The sequence below is a fragment of the Corynebacterium gallinarum genome (genome assembly GCF_014837045.1).
Taxonomy (GTDB): Bacteria; Actinomycetota; Actinomycetes; order Mycobacteriales; family Mycobacteriaceae; genus Corynebacterium; species Corynebacterium gallinarum.
This window is the reverse complement of the sequence record NZ_JACSPR010000005.1, coordinates 1-13177: the sequence shown is the minus strand read 5'-3', so window position 1 is coordinate 13177 and position 13177 is coordinate 1. Positions and strand designations below refer to the sequence as shown.

The following is a 13177-nucleotide window of genomic DNA, read 5'->3' as shown; positions in this document are numbered from 1 at the left end:
TTACCCCCGGCACCGTGTCCCCGCGCGGAGGGTATGTATTTTCATGCGGGACACCTGCCACACCACCCCTACCCGGGGGCCATTACCATTGGCGGAGATAGGCGATCCGGTCGCGCAGCTGCTGGGCGGTGCACAGCGCGGTCGGTGGGCCACCGCAGTTCTTACGGGCCTCGGTGTGGATGGCACCGTGGGGGCGGCCAGTCCGACCGGAGGTGATGGAGACGATGGTGTTGAGTTCCTTGCGCAGGCGCGGGATCTCATCACTGGCGATCTCCTCCCCCACCTCCTTCTCGTGGATCTCCGCCTCACGCTGGCGCTGGCGTTCCTCCTCCCGGCGGCGTTTCTCCTCCGCGTCGCGGGCATCCAGCTGCTCCTCCTGCCGCTTGCGCAGCAGTTCACGCATCTGCTCCGCATCCAGCAGACCCGGCAGACCGAGGTAGTCAGCCTCCTCCGCGGACCCGGCGAAGGTGGCCGTGCCATAGGTGGAACCGTCATAGATCAACGAGTCCAGCTCGGCATCCGCCCCGAGGGATTCATAGCTGGGGAGCTGATCCGGTTCGCTCTCCTTCCGGTTCGCCTGCTCCAGCAGGTCATCATCCCAGCCCTCCTTGGGCCGGTCAGGCCGTCCGAGGACGTGATCGCGGGACACCTCCAGCTTGGCGGCGAGGTCCAGCAGTACCGGGACCGACGGGAGGAACACCGAGGCGGTCTCGCCCGGCATGCGTGAACGCACGAAACGGCCGATGGCCTGCGCGAAGAACAGCGGGGTGGAGGCCGAGGTGGCATAGACACCCACAGCCAGACGCGGGACGTCCACACCTTCCGAGACCATACGGACCGCCACCATCCACTCATCGGTGGAGGCGGAGAAATCATCGATGCGCTCCGAGGCACCCGGCTCATCGGAGAGGATGATGGCCACCGGCGTGGAGGACAGCTCCTTGAGGATCTTCGCATACGCACGCGCAGCCTTGGTGTCGGAGGCGATGACCAGCCCGCCGGCATCGGGGATGTTCTGACGCAGCTGCATCAGGCGGGTGTGCGCGGCGGACAACACCGAGGGGATCCAGTCACCCTTGGGGTCCAGTGCCGTGCGCCAGGCCTTGGCGGTCTGCTCCGGGTTGAGGGGCTCACCCAGCCGTGCCGCGTATTCCTCGCCGGCGCTGTCGCGCCAGCGTGCCTCACCGGAGTAGGCGAGGAAGACCACGGGCCTGACCACACCGTCGGCAAGCGCCTCGGAATAGCCGTAGGTGTGGTCTGACCGGGAGACCATGTGCCCGTCCTCGTCCTCCGTGTAACGGACAAACGGGATGGGGGAATCATCGGATCGGAAGGGCGTACCGGTCAGCGCGAGACGGTGCTCGGCATCGCGGTAGGCCTGACTGATGCCCTCACCCCAGCTCTTGGCGTCACCACCGTGGTGGATCTCGTCGAGGATCACCAGTGACCGGCGTGCCATGGTCACCTGATAGTGCTTGAACGGGTGCATGGACACCTGGGCGTAGGTGACGCAGATGCCGTCATAGGCGGGGTTGACGCTGCCGGAGTTCTTGAACTCGGGGTCCAGCGCCAGACCGACACGCGCCGCTGCCTGCGACCACTGCGCCTTGAGGTGCTCGGTGGGGACGACGACGATGATGCGGTCAACGGTCCGGGATGCCTTCAGTTCCGTGGCCACGCGCAACGCAAACGTGGTTTTACCTGCGCCGGGGGTTGCCACGGCCAGGAAGTCACGGGGTTTTTCGGCAAGGTACTTATCCAGGGCTGCGCGCTGCCAGGCCCTTAGATTGCCACTCACTTCCTACGCAGACCCTTGTAGATTCTCTCGCAGTCCGGGCACACGGGGGAGCCGGGCTTGGCTTGCTTGGTCACGGGGAAGGTCTCGCCACACAGCGCAACAACCATGCGACCATTGACGGCGGAATCCACGATCTGGTCCTTCTTCACGTAGTGGAAGAACTTCGGGGTGTCGTCGCTGGTGGCGTTATCTTCCCTGACGTCGGGGCGTTCAATAGTCTTCGTTGTCGTTCTCACCCATCCCATCATGCCCCAAATTCCTGTGTTCGCCATAAACGGACTACCCTTTGCGGTATGAACCAGCGGAAATCCCGACAGCACAGGCCGAAAGGATCGTCGGGATCCTCTTCGAACAAGATGTTCAGGAAAATCTTCCGGCGTAATGAGATCCTGCTCATCACGGACAAGAAGCGCACCCACTCGCAGGACATCCGGCACCGGCGCCGTATCTACAACATCATCCAGTTCTCCCGTGTACCCCTCCTCGCCTTCGCGGGGCTGTGTTGGATGATGTGGGGGTTGTGGTGGCTGGCGGCCATCATCTTCATCATCTCCATCCCCCTGCCCTGGATTGCGGTGGTGATCGCCAATGCGCGGGGTGAACCCCGTGATCCCCGGGAGCGGGCGGTGTACAAACCGGCGTTGATCCGGGAGATGAATGAGCAGTTGCGTCTGGAGGCCGCACGCGCCCGTGAGCTCGAGGCGGGACCACCCTCCGCGGAGGGTAAAGAGGTGGATCGCATCCGCAGGTTCGAGGGCATCACCATTGATGCCGACGAGGATTTGGAAGAGGACAATAAGAATGACAGCTAGCCCGCAACACCGCTCGCCTCTGACCGATGTGGCACGCGAGGTGAAGAAAGTGTTCCGGGAAATCGGTTTCACCACCCCGGGGATCGCCGACCTGCTCGGCCCCGACTACACCCAGGCGATGCACGCCGGGCAGCCGGCGGCGGTGCGCTACCACCTGGACACCCTGCCCGAGACCGACCTCAACCTCGCGCTGCGGGCGCTGGTGTTGCGCGATGAGGTGCGCGTCGACAAGCTCGCGTCGCTGTTCGGCGAGCGCACCGTGGCAACGCTTATCGACGCCGGATTCGCCCGGCCCTGCGGTGCGGATGAGGTCCAGATGCTCATTGATATCCGGCCACATCTCATCGCGGGTCGCCAGCAGTGGGTGTTCTCCGATGCCGATGCCTCCATGACCCCGCATGTTCCGGGGCCGGACCACGTGCTGGGTGTCGGGGCGGCGAGCCTGTCGCTGTTGCAGGCCACCCCGGTCTCCCCCACCGGCCGGGTCCTGGATCTGGGTACCGGCTCCGGCATCCAGGTGTTGGGGCAGGCGGGTGTCGCCTCGTCGATCACCGCCACCGATGTCCATCCCCGGGCCCTGGATTTCGCCGAGGCCACCCTGGTGGACTCCGGGATCCCGGCGGAACTGCTCGAGGGCAGCTGGTTCGATCCGGTTGAGGGACGGGACTTCGACCGGATCATCGCCAATCCCCCCTTCGTGGTCGGCCCACCCGAGATCGGTCATGTCTACCGCGATTCCGGGATGGATCTCGACGGCGCCACCCGCCTCGTGGTGGAACAGGCCTGCCTACACCTCGCCCCCGGTGGCACCGCCCACCTCCTGGGTGCATGGGTGCACTCCGGTGAACGCTCCTGGCAGCAGCGGGTGGCCGACTGGCTCCCGGATGAGGGTTACGCAGCCTGGATCATCCAGCGTGACTCCGTCACCCCGGCGCAGTATGTGGGTACCTGGCTGGCGGATGAATCCCTCGACCTGCGGGGCCCGGAGGCCGCGGAACGCACCACCGCCTGGCTGCGTCACTTCGATAACGCCGGGGTCTCGGGTGTGGGCTTCGGGTTCATCGCCATCGAGCGCATGGCGCTTGGGGACAGTGCCGTGAAATCCGATATCCTCGCCGAGGACATGCCTCAGTTCTTCGAGGATCCGCTCGGGCCCGAGGTTGCCGAATACTTCTCCCGCATCGCCTGGCTGCGGGAACAGACCCGGGATTCCCTCCTCGGAGCCCGGTACCGGATCCGCCCCGGGGTAGCGCTGGAGGATGTCCACCTGGCGGACGCGGAGGAGGGCATGGGTTTTGCCCCCGTCGCCAAGCGCCTCACGCGTACCGACGGACCACGCTGGACGCATGACATCGACCGGCATCTGGCCGCGGTGCTGTCCGGCCTCAACCCACACGGGTTGAATCTGGAGGAGACCCTCGGGTTGTATGCCGTGGCCAACGGCATTGAGGAGGAATCCCTCTACACCGGGGCCATCACCGCCGTGGTGGATCTGATCCGCCACGGGCTGGTCCTGCCGGCTGATCTGATCGCCTGAGAGGAGTCATAGTATGAAAGCCGTGTTGACACGGGTGAGTTCCGCGAGTGTGACCGTCGGGGATGAGGTGGTCGGTTCCATCGACTGCCCCGACACCGGGGGCCTGTTGGCCCTCGTCGGGGTGGGGGCGACAGATGCGCCGGATGCGTGGGAGACGATGGTCCGCAAGATAGCGGAGTTGCGCATCCTGGACAATGAGAAATCAGTCAGCGATGTGGGCGCGCCCGTCCTGCTGGTCAGTCAGTTCACCCTGATGGGCAAAACGGCCCGGGGCCGTCGTCCCTCGTGGTCCGATGCGGCGGCGGGTGGGGTCGCGGAGCCGGTCATGCGCATGATTGCCACCGGCCTGCGGGAGCGGGGCATCCATGTCGAGGAGGGCCGCTTCGGGGCGATGATGAAGGTGGCCTCTGTCAATGAGGGGCCCTTCACGGTGTTGGTGGAGTGCTGAAGTGAGAAAATTCCGGTCCGCAATTTATTCATAAAGGTCACCTCAAAACCTACCCCCGGGTCAAGCGTGGAGTATTTACCCTCTACCTTTCGGGGGAGGTCTGCGGATTATGTTCCTTAACGGGAACTTTATAAATGGTCGCCCCGTTAATTCTAATGAACCGCGAAATTAGGAGGCCAGTATGACTCAACCGTCCACGCAGGATCTCAAGCAAACCGGCGATGATCGTGAAGTTGACCCCGGAAGCAGGCGAGGCCAGACCAACGATAACCCTTCGCAGGACCTTGTTCGCGTTTATCTCAACGGCATCGGCAAAACCGCTCTGCTCACCGCTGAGGATGAGGTAGAGCTGGCCCAGACCATTGAGGTCGGCCTGTACGCCGAGTACAAGCTGAAGCATTCCGGCGAACCCCTCACCCGCGCCATGAAGCGCGACCTGAAGGTGCTGACCAAGGAGGGCAAGAAGGCACGCGCCCACCTGCTGGAGGCCAACCTGCGCCTGGTGGTCTCCCTGGCCAAGCGCTACACCGGCCGCGGCATGCCACTTCTGGATCTCATCCAGGAGGGCAACCTCGGTTTGATCCGCGCAATGGAGAAATTCGACTACACCAAGGGTTTCAAGTTCTCCACCTACGCCACCTGGTGGATCCGTCAGGCCATCACCCGTGGCATGGCCGATCAGTCCCGCACCATCCGCCTGCCTGTCCACCTCGTGGAGCAGGTGAACAAGCTCTCCCGCATCAAGCGTGAGATGTACCAGCACCTCGGCCGTGAGGCCACCAATGAGGAACTGGCGGAGGAATCCGGCATCGAGGAATCCAAGATCGAGATGCTGCTGCGTCAGTCCCGCGATCCGGTGAGCCTGGATATGCCGGTCGGCGCCGACGAGGAGGCCCCCCTGGGTGACTTCATCGAGGATTCCGAGGCCACCGACGCGGAAACCGCCGTGGTCGCCTCCATGCGCCATTCCGATATCCGTTCAGTGCTCAGCACCCTGGAGCAGCGTGAGCAGGATGTCATCCGTCTCCGCTACGGTCTGGAGGACGGTGTTCCGCGCACCCTCGATCAGATCGGTCGCCGTTTCGGTCTCTCCCGCGAGCGCGTGCGTCAGATCGAGCGTGAGGTCATGAGCAAACTCCGCGACGGTGAGCGGGCGGCGAAACTCCGCGAATACGCCGTGTAACACCACCACCAGGGTGCCCACCATGGGCGGAGATCCCCGGTATCACAGGTAGCAAGCTGGAAATCCTCCCCGGGGTTTCCGGCTTTTTGTCTCTGTGCGGGGAGCGGATCCCACCCACAGTCCGGCGGGTGTTGCTGAGAGACTGTGACTAAGGTGTAATGGATTCCTCCGGCACACCTGGTGCGGTCACGGACCCAGCGGTGGTGACGGTGGTACCGCTGGCAGAAGCAGTTATAGGTATCGATCCCGCAATTTCGGTCGAGTTATTAGTGTTGACACTCCGAGCGGGAATGAACACCGGTAGAATGCGTTAATGAACATGGACGAGGCCCACATCGTCCGGAGGCCCACCTCCCTCCCGGGATCAGGCAGGCCGGGGCAAATCGCATCCCGCAGGACGCGGTTTTCTAGTTGAGAATAGATTTACAAGGAAGGCAGTCTCCTGTGAAGGATCTGGTCGATACCACTGAAATGTATCTGCGCACCATCTATGAGCTGGAGGAGGAGGGCATCGTGCCGCTCCGTGCCCGCATCGCGGAGCGCCTCGAGCAGTCCGGCCCCACCGTCAGCCAGACTGTGGCCCGCATGGAGCGTGATGGCCTGGTTCATGTCAGCCCGGACCGCAGCCTCGAGATGACCCCGGAGGGCCGTGCCCTCGCCATCGCCGTCATGCGTAAGCACCGCCTGGCTGAGCGCCTCCTCACCGACATCATCGGCCTGGACATCCATAAGGTTCACGACGAGGCCTGCCGGTGGGAGCACGTGATGAGTGATGAGGTGGAACGCCGCCTCGTGGAGGTCCTCGACGATGTCACCCGCTCCCCCTTCGGCAACCCCATCCCGGGTCTGGCCGACATCGGCCTCGACCAGGAGCGTGAGCCCGACTCCGGAATCCGTGCCATCGACCTGCCCCACGGGGAATCCTTCCGGGTCCGTATCGTCCAGCTCAATGAGATCCTCCAGGTGGATCAGGAACAGTTCAGCATCCTGAGCGCCGCCGGTATCCGGATCGGCACGGAGGTGGACATCATCAATGAACAGGGCCGCGTCGTGATCACCCACAACGGGATGATGGTGGAGCTCATCGATGACCTCGCACATGCCGTGCGCGTGGAGAAGGCCGAAGGCCTCATCTGATGAAACTCCTGGTCACCGGCGGAGCCGGATATGTCGGCAGTGTCTGCGCCGCCGTTCTGGTCGAACGTGGACACGACGTCACCATCATCGACAATTTCACCACCGGCAACCGCGAGGCCGTCCCGGCCGGCGCCACGCTGGTGGAGGGTGATGTCCGTGACGTGGCCGATGAGGTGCTGGCCGCAGGAAATTTCGACGGGGTGGTGCACTTCGCCGCGCGTTCCCTGGTGGGCGAATCCGTGGAGCACCCGGCCGACTACTGGCAGCATAATGTGGTCACCACCCTGACCCTGCTGGATGCCATGCGCACCCACGGGGTGGACAACCTCGTGTTCTCCTCCACCGCGGCCACCTACGGTGAACCAGAACAGGTTCCCATCACCGAGGACATGCCCACCGCCCCCACCAACCCCTACGGCGCCTCGAAGCTGGCCATCGATTACGCGATCACCTCCTATGCCCATGCCTATGGCCTGGGGGCTACCAGCCTGCGCTATTTCAACGTGGCCGGAGCCTACGGGAACATCGGTGAAAACCGGGTGGTGGAAACCCACCTCATTCCCCTGGTGTTGCAGGTCGCCCTGGGCCACCGGGACAAGATCTTCATGTTCGGCGACGACTGGCCCACCGCCGACGGCACCGCGGTGCGCGACTACATCCACATCCTCGACCTCGCCGAGGCCCATGTCCTGGCCCTGGAATCCAACACCGGCGGCACCCACCGCATCTTCAACCTCGGATCGGGTGACGGATACAGCGTCAGACAGGTGGTGGAGATGTGCCGTGAGGTGACGGGACATCCGATCCCCGCGGAGGTGGCCCCCCGGCGCGCCGGTGACCCGGCAGTGCTCATCGCCTCCTCCGAGAAGGCGCAGCGTGAGCTGGGATGGAACCCTGCCCGCACTGATCTGCGCACCATTGTCGAGGATGCCTGGGCATTCACCTCGCAGCTCGGCGCACGTGCGCACAGCGCCCACCGCGGTTAGCGGGTCCCCGTCACTCAGGCTGCCGTGGAGGTTCCCCCGTTGCTCCCGGGGCTGTACTGGGCACGGACCATCGCATTGCCCCGCATGCAGGCGTCCACCATGGTCTCGAACTGGCCATCGGCGAGCCCGTGTCGCAATAGCCCCGAGAAACTGTGGTCCGGGTCGGTGGCCAGGGCGGCGTCGAGGGCCGGGATGGCCTTCATCCCGAGGTTCTGGCGGATCACCGCGAGGGAGTACAAACACAGGGCATTACACCGGATGCCCCCATCGAAGGTTTTCGCCACGGCCATGAACAGATCCGCCACGACACGCGGGTTGTCCACACTGTGGTGCAGGATCGAGTCCCGGAGCAGCACGGAGGTGAGATAGGCCGCGGCGTCGCGCAGCAAGCCCGGTTTCCGTAGCAGGGTCGCCACGGTGGAGCGGGTGCCGGCCAGTGTGACACGGTCGAGGACGGTCTCGAAGTCCTCCAGCGCCGCATCGAAGGCCCCGCCCCCTGGATCGGTCCTGATGGCACGTAGTATCTCATCGCCCCGGCGTTGCGCCTGCGCGCCCAGCTCCCGGATGCCGTCGCCGGTGAGGAAGCGGTTATCCCGGTCGAAGACCGCGTAGGCATCTGTCCGGGTGGCCTCCGGCAGCTGCCCGTGCTCAAGCAGGTTGCGGGTGGCCACCGCACCGGTGACCGGGGCGATGCGTCCCTGTTCCCAGTCGAGCAGTCCCCTGCCCCCAGCCCCGAGTTCCTCAGGTGATGGCCCGAACGCGAGTTGATAGATCTCACCGCTGTAGATCCCGGTGGTGATCCAGCAGGCGGTGGTCGGGATGACCCCGGACTCGGCGGTGGAAAAGAGCGTGTCGACGATCCCCTCCACCCACTCGTCCGAGGAGTTCTCGGTGATGATGAAGCAGAAGATCAGATCGGCATCGGTTGATTCGATGGCACGACCGACATCGGGCAGGAGGTCGAGTTCGTCGATGTTGACCCGGATCACCGGCCCCAGGGTGTGCCGGGTGCTCTCCCCCTCCCGGAACATGACGGTGAACACGACGGACTCCGTGGGGTAGAACCCCAGGATTCCCGGAATATTGGCGATGAGATCCCCGGGTGTCCCCAGGACGGATGTGGACTGTGTGATGTTGTTTTCAGGCATGGGCTCAGTATGGGGTCGGGGGCCCGGGGGAACCAGACCACTACTGAGCTATCCCCAGTTTCCGGCGACGGCGAGAAAACTATCCACATCCCCCGGGGACACGTGGCGGGTTGCTCCCCGGCGGGGATGGTTCCACCGGCTGTGGATCGTCGATTAGAATCGGAACGACCCGGTTGAATATCACAACAATGTAAATGGGGGGATTAATTATCAATGTCAATTGGTTGAACTGTGCAGAGACCAATCACATCGGTGAGGTGGTCAGAAACTGTCAAAGTTTAACCACGGGAACCACCCCATGGAACCGACCCTGGAATCAACTAGGAGTATCGAGGAGGAATAATGTCGGATAACAAGGAATCAATGTACGAACTTGAATACCCGTCACCTGAGGTGAATGGCGGCGGCTCAGAAGGCCCCACCCTCGTTGTTGCTCTTCAGGGTTACGCCGATGCCGGTCATGCGGTGGAGGCCAGCGCCTCGCATCTCATGGCGGCACTGGATCACCGTCTGATCGCCTCATTCAACAATGACGAGCTGATCGACTACCGCTCGCGCCGACCCACCGTTGTCATCGACAACAACGAGGTCACCGAGATGGATGAACTCCAGCTGGGACTGCACGTGGTCCGAGACTCGGACAACAAACCATTTCTGGTGCTGTCCGGTCCCGAACCGGACCTGCGGTGGGGTGCCTTCACGGAGGCTGTGTCAGACCTGGTGGACAAGTTCGGCGTCGACCAGACCATCTGCCTCTACGCCGCCCCCATGACCGTTCCCCACACCCGCCCCACGGTGGTCTCCGCACACGGTAATTGCGCGGAGCTGCTGAAATCGCGGTTCAGCATCGATGCCCGCATCTCCGTTCCGGGTTCGGCATCGCTGAAGCTGGAGAAGTTACTGCACACCCGTGGGAAGAATGTCGCCGGCTACACGGTCCATGTTCCCCACTATGTCGCGGCGTCACCCTACCCGGCAGCCACCCTCAAACTGCTGCAGGCCGTGGCGGAGACCGCGGAGCTCAACCTCCCGCTACTCTCGATTGAGCGGGATGCGGAGAAGGTACAGCGTCAGCTCACGGAGCAGACCTCCGATTCCATGGAGATCCAGCATGTGGTCGGCGCCCTGGAGCGCCAGTATGACGAGGAGCTGGAGCGGTACCGGGAGAAGAACCCGCAGGCGGTCCTCCCCGGTGAGACCCCTGTCCCGTCCGGTGATGAGATCGGTGCCGAGTTTGAGCGGTTCCTCGCCAACCTCGATGATTCCGATAACCCCGACGGCCCCGACAGCCCTGACAACCCGGAGGACGATGGACGGTAACTGATACTCTCCTCCTCACTCCCCCGTCGCACCCCGCGGGCACCATCTGGTGCCGGCGGGGTGCGGCGGGTCTTTTCGTCGACAAGCATGCGGGGTACCCCGCGGTGACCGGCGTTGGCTACGCTGGTTAACTGTGAACCTCTCCCAGATGCTGCCCGATCTCACCGACGTGCCCGCCTCGCTGCTGGATGAATCGATCTTCGATTCCTTCCTGGCCTGGACGAAGGAGCGTGGCATCAGTCTCTACCCAGCCCAGGAGGAGGCCTCCCTGGGTATTCTCACCGGGGACAATGTCATTCTCGCGACCCCGACCGGTTCGGGTAAATCCATGGTGGCCATCGCCGCGCACTTCATCGCCCTGGCCCGCGGACAGCGCAGTTTCTACACCGCACCGATCAAGGCGCTGGTCAGTGAGAAGTTCTTCGCCCTGTGTGAGGTCTTCGGACCGGAGAATGTCGGCATGATGACCGGAGATGCCACCGTCAACGGTCGGGCCCCCATCATCTGCGCAACCGCGGAGATCGTCGCCAACATCGCACTCCGGGACGGTGCCGCGGCCGCCATCGACCAGGTGGTGATGGATGAATTCCACTACTATTCCGAACCGGACCGCGGCTGGGCCTGGCAGGTGCCACTCCTGGAACTGCCCCGCGCGCAGTTCCTGCTGATGTCCGCCACCCTGGGGGACACCGACTGGCTGGAGAAGGATCTCACGGACCGGACCGGCCGTACCACCAGCTTCGTCGGCAACACCGAACGCCCGGTGCCCCTGGAGTTCTCCTATGTCTACACCCCGGTGCACGAGACGATCGAGAGCCTGCTCAAGGAGAAGAAGGCACCGGTGTATGTCGTCCACTTCACCCAGCGTGACGCCATCGAACGAGCCCAGGCCATGACCTCCCTGACGGTGGTGACCAAGGAGGAGAAGGACCGCATCGCCGAGGAGATCGGGGATTTCAGGTTCACCACCACCTTCGGAAAGACACTATCCAAGCTGGTGCGCCGGGGCATCGGTGTGCACCACGCCGGCATGCTGCCCAAGTACCGTCGCCTGGTGGAGAAACTCTCCCAGACCGGCCTGCTCAAGGTGATCTGCGGAACCGACACCCTGGGTGTGGGCATCAACGTCCCCATCAGAACGGTGCTCATGACCGGCCTGGTCAAATTCGACGGTTCCCGCGAACGGGTGCTGAAATCCCGTGAATTCCACCAGATCGCGGGCCGCGCCGGGCGTGCCGGTTATGACACCGTCGGGCATGTGGTCATCCAGGCGCCCGAGCATGAGATTGAAAATTCCCGTCTCCGCCAGAAGGCCGGGTCGGACCCGAAGAAGCTGAAGAAACTGCGCCTCAAGGCCACCCGTCCGGGTGAGGTCACGTGGACCAAAAGCACCTACGAGCGGCTCACCACCGCCGAGCCCGAGCAGCTGACCAGCCAGTTCAAGGTGACCAACTCCATGATCCTCAACGTGGTGGCCCGACCCGGTGACGGTTATGACCACCTGAAGCATCTGCTGCGCACCAACCATGACACCCGCGCCAAACAGAACAAGGACATCCTCACCACCCTGGAACTCTTCCGGGGGTTGGTCAATGCGAAGATCATCGACAAGGTTGTGGACGGCCCGGATGAGACAGGTCGGATCTACGCCCTGACCGCAGACCTCCAGCGCGACTTCGCCCTCAACCAGCCCCTCGCGCCTTTCGCACTGGCGGCCCTGACCCTGCTGGATAAGGAATCAGAGACCTACACCCTGGATGTGATCAGCGTCTTCGAGGCCATCCTCGACGACCCACGCCAGATCCTCATCGCCCAACAGAAGGCCCGGCGCGGTGAGGAGATCGAAGCCCTCAAGGCGGAGGGTGTGGACTACAGCGAACGCATGGCCATCATCGAGGATGTCACCTGGCCCAAACCGCTAGAGGAGGAACTGGAGCAGGCCTTCGACACCTTCCGGGAGGGACACCCGTGGGCGAAGGAATTCGAACTGAGCCCCAAGTCAGTGGTGCGCGACATGATCGAACACGGCATGACCTTCTCCGACCTGGTGGCCACCTACGGGGTCGCACGCTCCGAGGGTGTGGCCCTGCGCTACCTCACCGATGCCTGGCGCACGCTGCGCCAGACCCTGCCGAAGGAGCACAGCACAGAGGAGCTGGAGGATGTCATCGAATGGCTGGGCGAGCTGGTCCGCCAGGTCGACTCCTCCCTGGTGGATGAATGGGCCCAGATGGCGGATCCGGACGCCCCGATCTCCCGCGAAACCCTCGAGCGTGAACTCGCCTTCGGTGTGGAGGACCCCACCGCCCTGACCGCCAACCGCAGGGCATTCACCATCATGATCCGCAATGCCATGTTCCGCCTGGTGGAGCTGTTCGCCTACGAGAAGGAGGATCAGCTCGTTGCGATGACCTCCTATCTGGATGAGCAACCGGACTTCCCCGGAGCCATGGACGACTACTTCGAGGAATACGCCGACCTGGACACCGGGCCGGCCGCCCGTGGGCCGGAGTTCTTCTCCGTGGAGCAGACGGGGCGGGCCTGGGCGGTGCGTCAGATCATCAAGGATCCGGAAGGGGATAATTCCTTCGCATTCAGCGGTGTGGTGGACCTGGACGCCTCCGATGAAGCCGGTGAGGTCCGTTTCTCCTCCCTGGACATCCAACGGAATTAGTGGTCCCGCGGGCCCGCACCACCCCCGGGGGGGGGGGGGGGGGGGGGGCGGGGGGGGGCGCCGGAGGATCCTGAGGCGCTGCTGGACCCGGTGGAACCGGATGAGCCCGGGGAGAACGCGGACTGGGCGAGCGC

At 63.8% G+C, this 13177-nt stretch carries 11 protein-coding genes; 8 read left to right on the top strand and 3 right to left on the bottom strand.

All coding sequences use genetic code 11. From position 1 onward, the window contains the following. Positions 1-82: 82 nt before the first annotated feature. Together H9627_RS07965 and H9627_RS07960 are read right to left on the bottom strand one after the other, a co-directional pair. Entirely contained in the window at positions 83-1798 is a 1716-nt protein-coding gene (locus H9627_RS07965) for a DEAD/DEAH box helicase (RefSeq protein WP_191733491.1), read from the bottom strand. Then, a complete protein-coding gene (locus H9627_RS07960; RefSeq protein ID WP_191733490.1) occupies positions 1795-2034 on the bottom strand; it encodes a DUF3039 domain-containing protein in 240 nt (79 codons plus the stop codon). The genes H9627_RS07965 and H9627_RS07960 overlap by 4 nt, the downstream gene beginning before the upstream one ends. A gap of 120 nt (positions 2035-2154) precedes the next feature. On the opposite strand from H9627_RS07960, the gene H9627_RS07955 reads away from it, so the two are divergent. From H9627_RS07955 to galE, 6 genes are all read left to right on the top strand, one after another. Next, positions 2155-2610 (top strand): DUF3099 domain-containing protein, encoded by a 456-nt coding sequence (locus tag H9627_RS07955; RefSeq protein WP_191733489.1) that lies wholly within the window; start codon positions 2155-2157, stop codon positions 2608-2610. Further along, positions 2600-4147 (top strand): DUF7782 domain-containing protein, encoded by a 1548-nt coding sequence (locus H9627_RS07950; protein WP_191733488.1) that lies wholly within the window; start codon positions 2600-2602, stop codon positions 4145-4147. The genes H9627_RS07955 and H9627_RS07950 overlap by 11 nt, the downstream gene beginning before the upstream one ends. A gap of 13 nt (positions 4148-4160) precedes the next feature. Beyond that, positions 4161-4595 carry a D-aminoacyl-tRNA deacylase gene (dtd, locus tag H9627_RS07945; protein WP_191733487.1) on the top strand — a complete coding sequence of 145 codons (435 nt, stop codon included), beginning with the start codon at positions 4161-4163 and terminating at the stop codon, positions 4593-4595. 181 nt (positions 4596-4776) lie between these two features. Then, positions 4777-5778: a sigma-70 family RNA polymerase sigma factor gene (locus tag H9627_RS07940; RefSeq protein WP_191733486.1), complete on the top strand. Its 1002-nt coding sequence runs from the start codon at positions 4777-4779 to the stop codon at positions 5776-5778. A 444-nt stretch (positions 5779-6222) separates the two neighbouring features. Further along, positions 6223-6915, top strand: coding sequence for a metal-dependent transcriptional regulator (locus H9627_RS07935; RefSeq protein WP_191733485.1), 693 nt, complete (start codon positions 6223-6225; stop codon positions 6913-6915). Beyond that, positions 6915-7901 (top strand): UDP-glucose 4-epimerase GalE, encoded by a 987-nt coding sequence (gene galE / locus H9627_RS07930; protein ID WP_191733484.1) that lies wholly within the window; start codon positions 6915-6917, stop codon positions 7899-7901. The genes H9627_RS07935 and galE overlap by 1 nt, the downstream gene beginning before the upstream one ends. Before the next feature lie 14 nt (positions 7902-7915). Here the strand turns inward: galE and H9627_RS07925 are convergent, their stop codons facing one another. Continuing rightward, positions 7916-9049 carry a DUF4192 domain-containing protein gene (locus tag H9627_RS07925; protein WP_191733483.1) on the bottom strand — a complete coding sequence of 378 codons (1134 nt, stop codon included), beginning with the start codon at positions 9047-9049 and terminating at the stop codon, positions 7916-7918. 342 nt (positions 9050-9391) lie between these two features. Here H9627_RS07925 and H9627_RS07920 point away from each other — a divergent pair, with 342 nt between their 5' ends. After that, positions 9392-10369 (top strand): PAC2 family protein, encoded by a 978-nt coding sequence (locus H9627_RS07920; protein ID WP_191733482.1) that lies wholly within the window; start codon positions 9392-9394, stop codon positions 10367-10369. Between the two features lie 133 nt (positions 10370-10502). Next, positions 10503-13043, top strand: a complete 2541-nt coding sequence (locus tag H9627_RS07915) for a DEAD/DEAH box helicase (RefSeq protein WP_191733481.1) — start codon at positions 10503-10505, stop codon at positions 13041-13043. Positions 13044-13177 lie beyond the last annotated feature (134 nt).